At 67.7% G+C, this 14,387-nt stretch carries 17 protein-coding genes; 11 read left to right on the forward strand and 6 right to left on the reverse strand.

From position 1 onward, the window contains the following. Positions 1–82: 82 nt before the first annotated feature. Positions 83–421 (reverse strand): metalloregulator ArsR/SmtB family transcription factor, encoded by a 339-nt coding sequence (locus tag VH112_02990; GenBank protein HEX4539185.1) that lies wholly within the window; start codon positions 419–421, stop codon positions 83–85. A 108-nt stretch (positions 422–529) separates the two neighbouring features. Between VH112_02990 and VH112_02995 the strand changes: the two genes are divergently transcribed. Further along, entirely contained in the window at positions 530–991 is a 462-nt protein-coding gene (locus VH112_02995) for an SRPBCC domain-containing protein (GenBank protein ID HEX4539186.1), read from the forward strand. 11 nt (positions 992–1,002) lie between these two features. On the opposite strand, the gene VH112_03000 is transcribed toward VH112_02995, so the two are convergent. Then, positions 1,003–2,130 (reverse strand): nitronate monooxygenase, encoded by a 1,128-nt coding sequence (locus tag VH112_03000; GenBank protein HEX4539187.1) that lies wholly within the window; start codon positions 2,128–2,130, stop codon positions 1,003–1,005. Positions 2,131–2,523: 393 nt separating this feature from the next. Between VH112_03000 and VH112_03005 the strand changes: the two genes are divergently transcribed. Both VH112_03005 and VH112_03010 read left to right on the forward strand, forming a co-directional pair. Then, positions 2,524–4,020, forward strand: coding sequence for a serine hydrolase (locus tag VH112_03005; protein HEX4539188.1), 1,497 nt, complete (start codon positions 2,524–2,526; stop codon positions 4,018–4,020). Between the two features lie 263 nt (positions 4,021–4,283). Continuing rightward, the gene (locus VH112_03010; GenBank protein ID HEX4539189.1) at positions 4,284–5,045 is read left to right on the forward strand and encodes a VC0807 family protein; all 762 of its coding nucleotides are present in this window, start codon (positions 4,284–4,286) and stop codon (positions 5,043–5,045) included. 32 nt (positions 5,046–5,077) lie between these two features. On the opposite strand, the gene VH112_03015 is transcribed toward VH112_03010, so the two are convergent. Further along, on the reverse strand, positions 5,078–5,890 hold the full coding sequence (locus tag VH112_03015; GenBank protein HEX4539190.1) for a methyltransferase: 813 nt from the start codon (positions 5,888–5,890) through the stop codon (positions 5,078–5,080). A gap of 321 nt (positions 5,891–6,211) precedes the next feature. Here VH112_03015 and VH112_03020 point away from each other — a divergent pair, with 321 nt between their 5' ends. Then, a complete protein-coding gene (locus VH112_03020) occupies positions 6,212–6,523 on the forward strand; it encodes a hypothetical protein (protein ID HEX4539191.1) in 312 nt (103 codons plus the stop codon). A gap of 58 nt (positions 6,524–6,581) precedes the next feature. Beyond that, a complete protein-coding gene (locus tag VH112_03025; GenBank protein HEX4539192.1) occupies positions 6,582–6,812 on the forward strand; it encodes a hypothetical protein in 231 nt (76 codons plus the stop codon). A gap of 23 nt (positions 6,813–6,835) precedes the next feature. On the opposite strand, the gene VH112_03030 is transcribed toward VH112_03025, so the two are convergent. Then, positions 6,836–7,549 carry a Crp/Fnr family transcriptional regulator gene (locus VH112_03030; protein ID HEX4539193.1) on the reverse strand — a complete coding sequence of 238 codons (714 nt, stop codon included), beginning with the start codon at positions 7,547–7,549 and terminating at the stop codon, positions 6,836–6,838. A 311-nt stretch (positions 7,550–7,860) separates the two neighbouring features. Here VH112_03030 and VH112_03035 point away from each other — a divergent pair, with 311 nt between their 5' ends. The 4 genes from VH112_03035 to VH112_03050 are packed head-to-tail and all read left to right on the forward strand — an operon-like array spanning position 7,861 to position 11,260. After that, on the forward strand, positions 7,861–8,748 hold the full coding sequence (locus tag VH112_03035) for a lysophospholipid acyltransferase family protein (GenBank protein HEX4539194.1): 888 nt from the start codon (positions 7,861–7,863) through the stop codon (positions 8,746–8,748). A gap of 11 nt (positions 8,749–8,759) precedes the next feature. Beyond that, the gene (locus VH112_03040; GenBank protein HEX4539195.1) at positions 8,760–9,209 is read left to right on the forward strand and encodes an SRPBCC family protein; all 450 of its coding nucleotides are present in this window, start codon (positions 8,760–8,762) and stop codon (positions 9,207–9,209) included. Positions 9,210–9,266: 57 nt separating this feature from the next. Further along, on the forward strand, positions 9,267–10,484 hold the full coding sequence (locus VH112_03045; GenBank protein HEX4539196.1) for a serine hydrolase domain-containing protein: 1,218 nt from the start codon (positions 9,267–9,269) through the stop codon (positions 10,482–10,484). Between the two features lie 8 nt (positions 10,485–10,492). After that, positions 10,493–11,260 (forward strand): peptide chain release factor N(5)-glutamine methyltransferase, encoded by a 768-nt coding sequence (locus VH112_03050; GenBank protein ID HEX4539197.1) that lies wholly within the window; start codon positions 10,493–10,495, stop codon positions 11,258–11,260. On the opposite strand, the gene VH112_03055 is transcribed toward VH112_03050, so the two are convergent. Beyond that, complete coding sequence (locus VH112_03055; protein ID HEX4539198.1) at positions 11,250–11,771, reverse strand: cupin domain-containing protein; 522 nt, start codon at positions 11,769–11,771, stop codon at positions 11,250–11,252. The genes VH112_03050 and VH112_03055 overlap by 11 nt on opposite strands. Positions 11,772–11,887: 116 nt before the next feature. Further along, positions 11,888–12,343 carry an SRPBCC family protein gene (locus tag VH112_03060; GenBank protein ID HEX4539199.1) on the reverse strand — a complete coding sequence of 152 codons (456 nt, stop codon included), beginning with the start codon at positions 12,341–12,343 and terminating at the stop codon, positions 11,888–11,890. Positions 12,344–12,548: 205 nt separating this feature from the next. Between VH112_03060 and VH112_03065 the strand changes: the two genes are divergently transcribed. Both VH112_03065 and VH112_03070 read left to right on the forward strand, forming a co-directional pair. After that, complete coding sequence (locus VH112_03065) at positions 12,549–13,223, forward strand: hypothetical protein (GenBank protein HEX4539200.1); 675 nt, start codon at positions 12,549–12,551, stop codon at positions 13,221–13,223. An 84-nt stretch (positions 13,224–13,307) separates the two neighbouring features. Then, positions 13,308–14,375, forward strand: a complete 1,068-nt coding sequence (locus VH112_03070) for a hypothetical protein (protein HEX4539201.1) — start codon at positions 13,308–13,310, stop codon at positions 14,373–14,375. Positions 14,376–14,387: the final 12 nt, after the last annotated feature.

Genomic DNA, 14,387 nt, shown 5'->3' on the forward strand with positions numbered 1-14,387 from the left:
TCGCCGTCACCGCGCTGCATTCCTAGCGGCGCAGCTCGGACGGATTTCGCCTCGAGGCCTTTGGGCGGGCGGCGCATGCGCACTATGGGGTACTGCGCTTCAGGCCCTCGACGACGTCACCGAGAACGTCGAGGCGGCGTTCCCACGCCCGGCGGTGCTCGTCGATCCAGGCCGACGCGCTCTCGAGAGGCGGCAGCTCCAGCCGGCAGCGACGCCATTGCGCATCTCGGCTCCGGGTGATGAGGCCCGCCCTCTCGAGCACCTTCAGATGCTTCGACACGGCCTGGAGGCTGATCGAGAAGGGCTCGGCCAGCTCATTGACGGTGGCCTCCCCCACGGAGAGTCGAGCCACGATCGCCCGCCGAGTGCCGTCAGCCAGCGCAGCAAAGGTGAGGTCCAGCTCCTCGTCGGTGAGAGCCATGATCAACCCTCCAGTTTATCAACCACCGGGTTGACTGGCTGCCTGATCCGTGCGATCGTCAGGGGTCCGCCGCTGATCTGGTGGCCCCGATCTGATCAAGGAGCATCCGTGTCCGGACCCCCCTCCGAGCCCGACCCCGATCGCGGCTACACCCTGACTCGCACCTACGACGCTCCTCGGCCACTCGTCTGGCGGGCCATCACCGAGTCCGAGCTCTTCGCACGGTGGTTTGGCGCCGAGTTCATTGTCGACGTCCACCAATGGGACCTGCGCCCGGGCGGCGAGTGGCGGGCGACCATGCATTACCAGGGCAACGAGATGCCGTGGGCTGGGCGCTTCGTGGAGATCGACGAGCCGGAGCGGCTCGTCGTGGCGATCATCGACCAGCCCGCGGTCGAGGAGGTGTACGAGCTGATGACCTACACGCTCGTCGAGAAGGGCGAGCAGACTGAGCTCGTCTTGCGCCAGAGCGGGGGCCACCTCACTGACGAGCAGTACGAGCAGGCCCGAGGGGGCACTGCGTCCTTCTTGGATGAGATGGCGAAGGTCGTCGCCAGCCTCCGCGGCTAGCCGAGTCCGGCTCAGCTACCAGCCCTCCAGCTGAGGCTCGAACTGCCCACTGCAGGTCGCCGGGCGATGGCCTGTCGTGACTCTTCCTCGAGGACGGCAGTAAGGCGGCCGGCCGGAAGCTCGCGCGCCAGGCCTACTGCCTGGCCGGCCCACAGCGACAAGAACTCGGCTCGATCGAGCTCGACGGCGCGTTGTCGCACGTCTCGGGTCAGGGCGTTGAGCACCGGGTACCCGGGCAGGTCGTTGCGACCAGCGAGCTCCTGGGCCAGTCGGTTGACGATTCCCCGGGCCCGGCGGCCCGAGAAGGCAGAGGTGATAACGGTCTCGTCCGCGCCGGCGTGGCGGATGGCGTCGCGGTAGGGCTGGCTGGTGCCGGCCTCGGGGCAGAGCAGATACGCAGTGCCCAGCTGAGCCGCACACGCGCCGAGCATCAGGGCAGCGGCGACGCCGCGTCCATCTCCGATTCCCCCGGCCGCGACGACAGGAACCTCGACCGCGTCGCATACCTGGGGCACCAGGGCGACCAGTCCCACGAGGTTGTCTCCGGACGCGGAGAGAAAGCTCCCCCGGTGTCCTCCGGCCTCGGCACCCTGGGCGCAGATGAAGTCCACACCACTCTCTTGGAGAGCGCGCGCCTCGGCCACTGTGGTCGCGGTTCCGCCTACGAGGGTCCCGACTTCGTGCAGGGCCCGCAGGGCGCCGGCGGGGAGGAGCCCGAAGGTGACGCTGAAGATCGGAACGCTCTCATCCACTACGACGTCCAGCTGTTCGGAGAAGTCCTCGGCGTAACGCGTCGGGGCCGCATCCCCCTCGAGTCCGAGCTCACGTCGATAGGGGGCGAGGACCTCTCTGGCCCGTTTGATGGAATCGTCATCGGCCGTCACCTCCTCAGGAGCGAAGAGGTTGACGGCAAATGGCTGGTCGGTGCTTCCCCGCACCGCCCGGATGTCGTGGCGTAATCGCTCGGGACCTAGGTAGCCGCCACCCAGGCAACCAAGACCGCCGGCGTTGCTGACAGCAGCCACCAGTTCCGGCGTCGACGGTCCTCCCGCCATGGGGCCGAGCAGCACAGGGAGCCGGATCCCGAACAGCTCGCGCGCCCGCCGGCCGAACGACTCGAGATCGTCGTCGTTGCTCATATGAATCTCGATTTCTGTCGCGGCCCCGGTCGATATCGATCGAAAGCGTCCCTAGCTCGAAGTTATCGTCAACGGCGCTCCACCGGCTCGAGCAGTCATGGACAGCCGCCGACGTGTACGGTTGGATCGAGCGCCAAGAAAGCGGGCGGGATAGACGGATAGGCAGCAGGGGGGGTTCTTGTGGGTGGCGCGTTGGCGCGCCAGTGGTGCGCGCGAACCCAGGTAGGCCGTCGACATACTCGACGCTTCTTGTCCAGTCTGGCCGTCGCTGCGGTAGCACTGTCTCCCGGTGGGTGGGCCATACTCGGGCCAGGTCGTGCGTCGGCCGTTGTGTCTGCCTCCTCCACCTCGAACTGCATCACCTACCCATCGCCAGGGACTGGGAGTCACCAGGTGTGTGGCGCCATCCTGGCCAAGTACCTGGCCCTGGGTGGACCCGGGGGGTTCCTGGGCTACCCCACAACCAATGAGACCCCGACGCCTGACGGCATCGGCCGCTTCAACCACTTCGCCAACGACGGCTCCATCTACTGGACGCCGAACACCGGGGCGTGGTCCATCCACGGGGCCATCCAGGACAAATGGGCGTCACTCGGTTGGGAGCAGAGCTTCCTTCGCTACCCGGTTACCGACGAGACCGGCACTCCCGACGGCGTTGGCCGGTTCAACCACTTCTCGTCAGCCGACCGCTTTGGCGCCTCGATCTACTGGACGCGCTCTACCGGCGCGTGGTCCATCCACGGGGCCATCCAGAGCAAGTGGGCAAGCCTCGGCTGGGAGAGAGGCTTCCTCGGCCACCCCACGACCGACGAGACCCCGACGCCGGACGGGATAGGCAGTTTCAACCACTTCGCCAACGACGGCTCCATCTACTGGAGGGCCTCTACCGGGGCGTGGTCCGTCCATGGGGCCATCCGTGACAAGTGGGCCAGCCTGGGCTGGGAGAAGAGCTGTCAGGGCTATCCAGTGAGCGACGAGTTCGCCATTCCCAACGCCCGTCAAAGCAACTTCTCGAACGGCCAGATCACCTATGACTTCAACTCTGCCCAGGCGACCGCCAAGTGCCTCCCTGTCTGCAGCGCGCCGAGCGCCTCACCCATCGCGCAGAAGCTGTCGGCTGACATTTGGCCGGCGTTGGCCGGTCGCCAGAGCACATGGGGCATCGCCGTCTACGACCGGACCTCTGGCGTTACCTGCGCGGTGAACCCGCATCTGCACTTCGACGCGGCCAGCACCGTGAAGGTCGCAATCGTCGGCACGCTGCTGCGGATGGCCATGGATCAGCATCGCACCCTGACCGGTCAGGAGAACCAACTGGCCACAGCCATGCTCGAGCATTCGGACAACAACGCAACCAGCGCCGTGTGGGCGGAGGTCGGGGCGGCCCGTTTCCAGCAGTTTCTCAACCTGGTCGGCATGACGGAGACGATTCCCGGCCCGGGTCCGTACTGGGGCCTCACCCGCCAGACGGCCGACGACGAGGTGAAGCTCCTTCTCATGTTGACCTCGAGCACCACGGTGCTGGATGCCCCCTCTCGTGCCTACGAGCTCGACCTGATGACCAAGGTCCAGCCCGATCAGCACTGGGGTGTTCCCGCCGGCGCTCCGGCCGGCGTGACCGTGCACCTGAAGACCGGTGACCTTCCCCGGGCAACACGGGGCTGGCGAGTCCACAGCATCGGAGCCTTCACTGGTGGGGGTGCCGACTACGTGATCGTCGTGCTCACTGACAACGACCCGACGCTGGCCTACGGAATCACCACGATCGAGAACGTCGCCACGGTGATCAACCGGGACCTCAATCCGACGCACAATGGCGCCGTCGTGCCGGCCACGACAACGCCACCACCAGAGGTGCCCGACGAGCACGTTCCTGACGTTCTGCCGTGACCGGCGAGGACGAGTTTCCTCGCATCCGAGCTCCCGCGACCCGAGCCCTGTCAGATTGCGTGGAGCCCTTCACAGCCGCTCCGGATAGGAGTAGGTTTGGGGGAAGAGATCCCTTTCGGCCAAAGGGGGAGCAACGAGGTCGATAGGGTCATTTCGCCGGAGAGAGACTCCCGAAACGGTGTTCACTCGACGGTGAGAGCGGTGGATCCGAGCAACGGGCTGCCAGCTTGCATTCAGGTTCGTCAAAGGTCGCTCTTACTTCGGTGGAACAAACTGTGGGAGCGATCACCCATCCTCGCCGGGATCTGTTCTTCCTGGAGCAGGCAACAGAAAGGGGCCCAGTGGCCCTCACCACAGTCCAGCTTCCCGCTCCTCGAGCCATGGTGCACCACGCGCTGCCCCAGCTGCTCGAGAGCACGATCGCTCCCGCCGCGCTGTTCTACGTGATCCTCACTGCCCTCGGGCTGCGGGGCGCCCTGCTGGCCACCCTGGCCTGGACGTACCTGGCGCTCGCCAGGCGGCTGCTCACGCGACGCCATCTGCCGGGCATGCTGCTGATCGCCTCGGCCGTGCTCACCCTTCGCACGGCTACGGCGCTGGCCACTGGCAGCGCGTTCGTCTACTTCCTCCAGCCCACCGTCGGGACCTTCCTCGTGGCCGCCGCATTCCTCATCTCGGTCCCGGCTGGGAAGCCGCTGGCCGAGCGGCTTGCCAAGGACTTCTGCCCACTCGATCCCGCACTCTTCAAGCGGCCCTATGTGCAGCGGTTCTTCCTGCGGATCTCTCTGCTGTGGACCCTCGTGTTCGTCGTCAATGCCGCCCTCGGCCTGTGGTTCCTGCTCAGCCAGTCCCTCGGCAACTTCGTGCTGCTGAAGACTGGCGTCACGATGCTCGTGATCGCAGCGGCCGTCGCCGTCTCCACGCTCTGGTTTCGCCGTATCCTTCGAGGCGAGGGCCTCGCTCTCCGGTGGTCGGCCAGGGCTCCGCAACTGCTTCCGGTCGAGAGCGGCAACGGTCGAGTCTGAGATCCATCTGACTCGTCCGGGTGACCGCGCCGTCATCCACGAGGTTTGGCTGCCCTGACGAAGAGCCACTTGCGCTCGTAGAGCCCGGCGCTCCGATCGCTCGCTGCGGCCTCCATGACCGCTCGTCCCAACACGGGACACGACACTTCGGGGTCGTAGTCGGGGAGCACCGCCTCGGCGAAGATGTCGGTCTGCAGGAACGAGGCCAGAAAATGAGGCGTGATCGGTATGGCGACGCTGTCGGTGATCACATCGACGAATCCCGTCCGGGCCAGCGTGTCGACCAGGCGGTCTTCCGACAGCTCCTCACGGTCCTTGTACATCCTCTTCTCGTTCGCGGCTCGCTTCGGAGCCGACCTCAGCTCGCGTAGAGCCCGAAACAGCGTCGCTCTCGCCAGACGGTGCTCCTCCTCGCTGCTTGCATCGCGATGAAAGGCCGTGCTGGCTGAGAAGGTGCCGCCTGGCCGCAGCACGGTGAGGATGCTGCTCGTCGCCAGGGCAAGATCGTCGAAGAGATGGATGGCGTTGGCGACAAGGACATGATCGACGGAGGCGGGAGGCAGTTGCCGGTGGAGTCCCTCCGCGGTGGTGTGCAGATAGCGGGCCCGGTCACCCAGTGCATTTCGCGCTGTGGCGATCGCAGCCTCGTCGGGGTCGACAACGATGAGCTCCGCTGGTGGGCAATGCTCGAGCATGGCGATCGACAGCGCCCCCGTCCCCGCTCCGAGGTCGACGACCCTCTGGCCCGCAGGGACACTGGCGAACGCGACGAGGTGATCGATTCCGAGCTGGTACGAGCGATCGGTGCTGAATGCCTCGTAGGGAGTACCGAGAGCCTTGTCCATCGTTGTCCCGCCTGAACCCTCGCCCGGCCAGTCCTGGAGGTCGCGAGGACCCCGGTCTCCGATGATAGTCAGGGGGCCATTGGTGATAGGGTGAGTGTCGGCCCCTCGGAGGGGTGCCCTGCAGCTGCTCGTCTCCTGCCCTGTCACCTCTTCTCAATCGACGACGAGGTGACGTGCGCCATTCGGGTTCGAACGCTGGCGAGCCCCGGTGCGATGGTGTGCGGCCGTCCCGGGCGAGCGCCGCGGGCTGGAGGTCCACCCGCGCCGAGCGGGGCCCGTGCCCAGACCGACGGGTACGACAAGTGGCGCCGGGAGGCAGAGATGGACGCAGAAATTGGTAACGACACATCCAGTCGAGATGATCAGGTTCTCGAGCTCCGCAACGCAGGGCAGTCGTTCGCTGCCATAGCCAAGACGGTCGGCTACGGGCGGGCATCAGAGACCAGAGAGGCCTTCAATCGGGCGCTACGACGCCGGCCCGAGGAGGTGCGCGCCGCTCTTCGCCTCCAAGAGATGGTTCGACTCGATGCGATGGCCGATGTCTTCCGCAAGAGCCCCAAGCTGGACGAGGAGGAGATCGCTCAACGTCTCAAGGCCGTTGACCAACTCCGAACCAGGCTGATGGCGGACTGAGTGTCCCGCGACCGTGCCAGTCGAGCTCGGAGTTCCGACACGCACAGGAAGGACAGTGATGACCGTCTCTGACGAGAACAGCGGCAGGCCCCTACCTCCGGGCACCGAGGTCGAAGTGCGGAACCGGTTCAACGGGGATTGGGCGAGCGGCTTCGAGGTGGCCGACGTCGTCGCAGGCGCGGTCGGGCCACGGCCCGACGAATACTGGCTTCGTCGACTCTCGGATGGCACGAAGCTGGGCCCGAGCTTCTCGCCGAGTGACATTCGTCTCCGGCGCTCGTCGATCTGAGGGTCACTGGCCGGGTGGCCAGGTCACACGAGCCGGTCGAACACCTCTCTGAGCACCCGGTAGCACTCGCAGGAAGCGTTTTCGAGCCCGCGGCGATCGGTGATGGTGATGCGGCCCCGGTGGAACCGGATGAAGCCGGCTTGCTGGAGGATGCCGGCCACCACTGTCACGGATGGGCGTCGGACCCCGAGCATCTGGGCGAGGAACTCCTGGGTGAGGGGGAACTCATTCGACCCGACCCGGTCGTGGGTGAGCAACATCCAGCGCGCGCAGCGCTCCTCGATCGAGTGCAGGCCGTTGCAGGCCACCTGCTGCCCGATCTGGCTGACGAAGGCCTGGGTGTAGCGATGGACCAGCCAGGTGAGCTCTCCCCCCGCAGCCACTTTTGTGGCGAAGGTCGGTTCGTCCATCACCAGGGCGTCGCCGGGCACCTGGCACTGCACGAACTCGCGAGGGTTGACCGTGTCGATGCCCCAGGAGACAGAGAGGCCGACCAGTCCCTCGTTGCCCACGGTGGCGATCTCGACGCCCGATGTGCCCTCCACCAGGTTCAGCAGCGACGCCACCGCCGTGAGCGGGAAGTAGACGCTGTCGATGCGCTTGCCGGGCTCGCAGAGCAGCTCCTTCAGCTCCAGCCGTACCTGCTCGAGGTGGGGGGCCAGCTCGGCCTTGTCGGTCGCCGGAAGGGAATCGAGGAGCCGGTTGCCCTCGGGGATCTCAGCTTGCCCTGACGGCATCTCGCCACCTCGACTGGGTGATCACAAGGCCGCGTGGGGACGCGACACGAAGCGTCCCCGGCAGGCTCTTCCAGCTCAACGGTCCCACTTCCAACTTCACCTTCGGCACGCGACTTCGTCCCCACGGATGCTCACTTCACTGACACCTCCATACTAGTGACCTGCGGCCCCACCCAGCACTCGACTACCGCCCGAATCGGTGTGAAGAGGTTCACGGAGGGGTAGAGATACTACGCGGCTGGAAGTGCTAGACCGTTCCCCCATCGGGGTGCCCTGTCAACCAGATGGGGCGGTAGCGACTCAATGACGGAATGCGTGCTCGACTCGTGACGCCCCAGGAAAAGAGGCAAGGTCTGATCGAGTCGGCCGGCTCCTCGCTGGCCTCGTCGGTGGCGGCACGGGTGCCCAGAGCCGATCTCGACCAACGGGATCCCGACTTTATTCGCGAGTGGCTGCCCGGGGCGTGGCTGGTGGCCACGCTCTGGCATCGGGCCGAGGTGCGGGGCCTCGACCGGATTCCGGACGAGGGCCCGGTGCTGCTCGTTGGCAACCATTCCGGCGGCAACATGGCGCCGGACACCATCGTGTTCACTCTCGCATTCGTCTCGTACTTCGGCGTCGAGCGACCGTTCTTCCAGCTGGCCCACAACCTGGTGCTCGCCGTGCCCCACCTGTCCTGGTTGCCGAAGTTCGGCGCCGTCGCCGCCTCACACGCCAACTCCGAGCAGGCGCTGCGCTCCGGCGCGGCGCTGCTCGTCTATCCGGGTGGTGATCGCGAGGTCCACCGGCCGAGTTGGGACTCGGCCAAGGTCGACTTCGGAGGTCGCACGGGCTTCGTCGATCTGGCCCTCACCCACGACGTGCCCATCGTGCCGGTGGTCGCCATCGGGGGTCAGGAGACTGCGCTGTTCCTGTCCCGCGGTGAGCGTCTCGCCCGCGCCCTGCGCTTGGACCGTCTCTTCCGGCTCAAGGTCCTGCCCATCTCCCTGGCGCTGCCTTGGGGCCTGAACGTAGGAGACTTCTTCACCCACCTGCCCCTTCCGGCCAAGATCACCATCCAGGCGCTCGAGCCGATCTGTCTGCGGTCCGAGTACGGCCCCGCGCCCGACCGTGACACCGTCGCCGATGACATCACGCGCCGGATGCAGGACTGTCTCGACGAGCTGGCCGCCGACCGGCGGCTGCCGGTGCTGGGCTGAGGTCGCAGGACATGCGTGTCCAAGCCGGGATCGAGGTGAACGCGCCGCCCTCGCTCGTCTGGGCCGTCGTCACCGACCCTGACCGGCTGATCGACTTCATGGCCGGGCTGACCCGGTGGGAGCCGGTCGGCGCAAAGCCACTTGCGTTGGGTGCTCGTTATCGCGTGCGGATGCTGGTCGGTTCGGCTCAAGTCGGTGGCCTCGTCGAGGTGGTCGAGTTCGACGAGGAGCGCGATCTGGCGTGGACGAACGTCACCGGCGTAGATCATCGAGGCCGTTGGCGACTTCGCCAGCGACGCCCGGGATGCACCGATGTCACCCTGCGTCTCAGCTACTCGGCTCCCGGTGGTCTCTTGGGCGTCCTCGCCGACCGACTGGCCGCACCAATGGTGCGTCGCAACCTCCGCAGCTCTCTGAACGCCCTGCAGATGCTCGTGGAGGAACGATCCAGAGCCAGTTGAGGGGTGCGCCCCGCCCTCGGGCGGCCCCACCAGCCTGCCGGTATCTTGGGGCTTCCAGTGGGTGACGAAGGCTTCGTGCATCCGGACTTCGAGCCGGTAGCGTCCGCGTTCCGGAGTCAATTGCGGCGCACCACGGGTGGCGCCGCGGTAGCGGTCTACCACCGGGGTGAGCTGGTCGTGGACCTGTGGGGCGGCCGCCGCAACGACGAAGGAGGCTCGTGGCAGCGTGACACGATGGCCATGTGCTTCTCCACTACGAAAGGCCTGACCTCGACCGCGCTCCACCTACTGGCTGACCGCGGCCAGGTGAGCTACGAGGCCCCGGTGGCGGCGTACTGGCCCGAGTTCGCCCAGGCGGGCAAGGAGAAGCTCACGCTTCGTCACCTGCTCAGCCACTCGGCCGGACTGCACCGGATCCGATCTGTGATCGACGGGGCGTACCGCATGCTCGACTGGGACTACATGGTCGACGCGCTGGCGCGGGCGGCGCCGGCCTACGTGCCGGGGACGGCCAACGGCTATCACGCGCTCACCTACGGCTGGCTGGTCGGCGAGGTTGTCCGGCGAGTCTCGGGCAAGCCCCTCGACGTGTTCGTGCAGGACGAGGTGGCCGCTCCGCTTGGCGTCAACGGCCTCTTCCTCGGCTGCCCGCCAGCCGAGCGTGACCGGGTCGCCCCGCTCGAGCCCATGGGCCACCTCTCCTTCGGTCCTCGCCCGGTTCGTCACGCACAGAAGATGATGGGCGCGCAGGTGGGAAGGCTTGCGTCATTGGTGCGGTTCCCAGTCAACCCTCGCCGCATCGTCAACACCCTGGCTCCCCGGGGCGTCGAGGACGTGCTGTCCGGGAGCGACGTGATGGACGCCTCGATCCCAGCGGTCAACGGCTTCTTCACCGCCCGCTCTCTCGCTCGTCTGTACTCGATGATCGCCGGACGGGGCACGACTGATGGTGTCCGACTGCTGTCGCCCGAGACGGTCCGGGAGATGGAAAGCATCCAGTCCTGGCGACGAGACCTCGTCTTGGTGATGCGAATGCGCTGGCGACTCGGGTACCACCTCGTCGGCACTACCCGGGGGGTTATCGACGAGGCGTTTGGTCATTTCGGCTTCGGTGGGTCCGGCGGCTGGGCCGATCCGTCACGGGAGCTGTCTCTCGCCATGGTCTGCAACCGCGGCAGTGGCACGCCGATCGGCGACGTGCGCCTCCTCCAGCTCGGCACGGCGGTGATGGCATCGCCGCGGTTCAACGACACACGAGCAGGCCGGACGAGCTGACATCGCCCGTGCGGCAGACTGAGCGCGCCTCGAGAGTGGTCGAGCGCTTGCGCGCCGCCGGGTGCGTTGCGGCTGAAGAGGAGGCGCACGATCTCCTGGGGATCGCTCCCGACCCTCCGACGCTCGAGGCATGGCTGAGCCGGCGGGAGCGGGGCGAGCCGCTGGCGTGGATCACCGGCGGCCTGGAGTTCTGTGGCCGGTGGCTCCACGTCGCGCCTGGTGTCTACGTCCCTCGGATCCAGAGCGAGGAGCTGGCCAGGCGGGCCAGCCGGTTGCTCCCGGACCACGCCCGCGCCGCCGACTTGTGCACTGGCGCGGGCGCCATCGCAGCTCACATCCTGGCCGAGCTGCCGGCCACCTCGGTCATCGGCATCGACGTCGACCCGAAGGCCGTGGCCTGCGCGACGCGAAATGGCGTCCGCGCCCTCGTCGCGGACCTCGAGCTGCCGCTGCCCTCCGACCGCACCTTCGACGTTGTCACGGCCGTGCCGCCGTACGTCCCGACCAGCGACCTCCGACTCTTGCCCGCCGACGTCCAGCGCTACGAGCCACGAGCCGCCCTGGATGGCGGCACCGACGGGCTTGACGTTGCCCGCCGCGTCGTCGTGGCAGCCGGCCGGCTCCTACGTCCCGGCGGTTGGCTCCTCATCGAGATCGGTGGCAAGCAGGACGCGACCCTCGTCAGAGAACTGGCCCCATTCGGCTTCGGCGACGTCGAGTCCTGGCGGGACGACGACGGCGAGCTGAGAGGCCTCGCCGCCAGGCTCATGCTCTAGCCGCCTGCCAGGCCGGGCTCTCCAGAAAGTGGTTGTCGTAGAGGTCCTGTGACGCCATCAGGTCGTCCAGCGTCGCTTCGCCTTTGGCGAGCCGCTCGAGCAGCCTGAAGTACCCAAAGCGCTCGATGCCGGGTGCGAGGACGATCAGCAGCTCGGCGGCATGGCCCGGCGCGGCGGCAAAGGCGTGGGCCATGTTGGGCGGGACCACGGCGACGTCTCCCTCGTTGGCGGTCACCACCTGGCCGCCGGTCAGGATCTGCACCCTCCCGTCGAGCACGTAGAACAGCTCGGCGGACTTGGTGTGGGTGTGCGGCAGCGCTCCGTTGGCACTCTTTCCGAGCGACGTTCGCATGACACTGAGCGCGCCACCCGTGGCGTCGCTGTCCGCGAGCAGCCGCGCGGTCACCGGGGCCATCCCGACGATCTCGGCGTCGACCTCCCGTATGAGGATGCCGTCATCAAAGCTCGGCACGGTCATGTCCACGCCCTCCCGGTTGGTGAGTCCTTGCACATTGCGGTCGTTCCACCTTTGGTCGAAATGAGCCATCGGCAACGCCCGCCACCCGCCCACTTTCGACCTAAGGTGAAACAGAATGAAGTACCCGAGGGACCGTCGCCGGCCGACGTTCAGGACCCCGACGACGAGCCGCCCTCGAGCTGCTGCTTGAGTCGCTCCAGTGCCTGGGCGTTGCCCTTGCGCATCGACCCCGACATCAACGGGGCCATGAGCTTGAACAGGCCGCCCGGTTTGGGCGCCATCACCAGCTTCACCCTGGTCCCTGAGCCTTCGTCCGAGAGCTCCCACCACCCCCCCGGCTCCATCGAGCCGGGGCCCGCCTTTGCTGGCGGCCCGTGCCAAGCGAGCTTCGACGGGGCCTCGAACTCGGTCCATTCGAACGTGCTCTCGGTCTGGCCGCGCGCCATCTTGTAGCCGTACGCGGTGCCGCGGGCGGGCTCACCCGGCGAGACCTGCTTCACCCAGGCGAACTGCGTCACGTACTCGGGCAACCGCTCGGCGTGAGCGAGGTGGCCGAACACTTCGGGCCGTGGGCGTGCGATCGTCGTCTCCGCCTCAATCTGCATGGGTCACTCCTCCCCGCGGTGCGAGGGTCTGGGCTCGCACGGTCTGAGCCTACGACGACGCTGTCCGCCATCGAGAGCGGGCCTGCGGGGCCGCTCGGCCGTGCCCTTTTCCACAGCCACAGAGGGTCAGCGGCCCGCGACGGCGAACTGTGGCCAGGTGATTTCGGGCCCTCGGTCACGTGTTGCCGCCCTGGCAGTGAGCGCAGTGGCCACCGTGAGCCCGGTCGTGATGATCTGCGGGGCCGCGGCCGCCGCCCACAAGGTCGGCGTGGCCCGGTTCAGGGCCGCCCAGACCGCCGCCATCGGTTCCCTCGGCGACCCGAACAAGGCCCTGGCCAGCTCGGGCCTGGGCGGCTCGCGTGGCGACCGGCCGCACACCCCCGACCAGGGCGGCGCGACGCCCCCCGGACACGGCACCACCACGGGGACGGGGCTGGCACCGGCGCCGACCGCTGCTCGCTCGACCACGGCGGCTGCTCCTGCTCCGACGACGACCACCTCGCCCGCGCAGATGGTGATCAACACGTCCCACGACTTCGCCGTCGCCCTGCTGGAGACGCTCGGCGATCCGCTCACGGCGCAGAACACCGGGGCCATCGTGTCGTGGGTCCGGGCCGAGGGCGGCGCCTGGAACAGCCCGGCGAAGTTCAACCCGCTCAACACCACGCGCGGGATGCCGGGCTCGTACTCGATCAACGGCGCCGGGGTCCAGGCCTACACGAGCTGGCCCGAGGGCCTGGCGGCCACGGCCCAGACTCTGCAGGCTGGCGCCTACGGGCGGATCCTGAGCGCCCTCAAAGCCGGCGACAGCGAGCAGGCGGTGGAGCGGGCGGTGGCGTCGTCGGCATGGGGAACCGGCAGCTTCCAGCTGCTGCCCTGATCGCCACCCCCGGGCCAGCGCTCGTGACCGCGGCCTAACCTCGGCCTCGGTCTCACGGACGGTGAGACGAGTGAGGAGGGGCCCGTGAGCTACAGGGTGGTGGGCTGGAGCACCGGCAACGTAGGTCGACATGCCATCGCCGGGATCCACGCCCACCCGGATCTGGACCTGATCGGCGTCTGGGTGTCGAGCCCGGCGAAAGCGGGGCGGGATGCCGGCGAGCTGGCCGGGATCGGAAAAGAGCTCGGCGTCCGGGCGACCACCGACGCCGAGTCTCTCCTGGCCCTCCGTCCCGATTGCATCGTGCATTCGGCCATGGCCGACCACCGCCTCATGGAGGCCCTCGAGGATCTCCAGCATTTCCTCCGGGCCGGCATCGACGTGGTGTCAAGCGGGCCGGTGTTCCTCCAATACCCCGATGGCGTCGTGCCCGACGAGATCGTGGATCCTGTGCGGCGGGCCGCCCTCGACGGCGGATCGTCGTTGTGGGTGAACGGCATCGACCCCGGTTTCGCCAACGATTGTCTGCCGCTGGTGCTCACCGGGATCAGCGAGCGCATCGAGGAGGTTCGCTGCCTCGAGATCCTCAACTACGCCACCTACGACCAGCCCATGGTGCTCTTCGACATCATGGGCTTCGGACGTCCGCTCGACGAGACGCCGCTCCTGCTCCAGCCGGGCACCCTCACCACCGCTTGGGGAAGCGTCGTGCGCCAGCTGGCCGCCGGGCTGGGCGTCGAGCTCGACGACGTCGAGCAGGTCTACGAGCGCGTCCCAGCGCCCGACACGTTCGAGGTCGCTTCGGGCACCATCGCAGCGGGCACGGCCGCCGCCCTGCGGTTCGAGGTCCGGGGCATGCGCCATGGGCGAGCACTCGTGGTGGTCGAGCACGTGACCCGGCTGCGGGACGACCTGGCACCGGAGTGGCCGCAGCCCCCGGGCCAGGGCGGCTATCGGGTGATTGTCACCGGCGAGCCCAACTACACAGCTGACCTGCAGCTGCTCGGCAGCGACGGCGATCACAACACCGCCGGCCTCAAGGCGACGGCCATGCGCCTCGTGAACGCGGTGCCGGCAGTCGTCGCCGCCCCGCCGGGCTTGCTGAGCGCCCTGGACCTGCCGCTGGTGACGGGCCGCGGCCTCGTCGTGTGATGGCTGGGCAAG

Source organism: Acidimicrobiales bacterium, assembly GCA_036270875.1.
GTDB lineage: Bacteria > Actinomycetota > Acidimicrobiia > Acidimicrobiales > AC-9 > AC-9.

Excerpts from the sequence above, each read along its gene's own strand:
- VH112_02990 (HEX4539185.1), bottom strand. The coding sequence starts at position 421 with ATGGCTCTCACCGACGAGGAGCTGGACCTCACCTTTGCTGCGCTGGCT.
- VH112_03000 (HEX4539187.1), bottom strand. The coding sequence starts at position 2,130 with ATGAGCAACGACGACGATCTCGAGTCGTTCGGCCGGCGGGCGCGCGAG.
- VH112_03015 (HEX4539190.1), bottom strand. The coding sequence starts at position 5,890 with ATGGACAAGGCTCTCGGTACTCCCTACGAGGCATTCAGCACCGATCGC.
- VH112_03020 (HEX4539191.1), top strand. The coding sequence starts at position 6,212 with ATGGACGCAGAAATTGGTAACGACACATCCAGTCGAGATGATCAGGTT.
- VH112_03025 (HEX4539192.1), top strand. The coding sequence starts at position 6,582 with ATGACCGTCTCTGACGAGAACAGCGGCAGGCCCCTACCTCCGGGCACC.
- VH112_03030 (HEX4539193.1), bottom strand. The coding sequence starts at position 7,549 with ATGCCGTCAGGGCAAGCTGAGATCCCCGAGGGCAACCGGCTCCTCGAT.
- VH112_03035 (HEX4539194.1), top strand. The coding sequence starts at position 7,861 with ATGCGTGCTCGACTCGTGACGCCCCAGGAAAAGAGGCAAGGTCTGATC.
- VH112_03040 (HEX4539195.1), top strand. The coding sequence starts at position 8,760 with ATGCGTGTCCAAGCCGGGATCGAGGTGAACGCGCCGCCCTCGCTCGTC.
- VH112_03060 (HEX4539199.1), bottom strand. The coding sequence starts at position 12,343 with ATGCAGATTGAGGCGGAGACGACGATCGCACGCCCACGGCCCGAAGTG.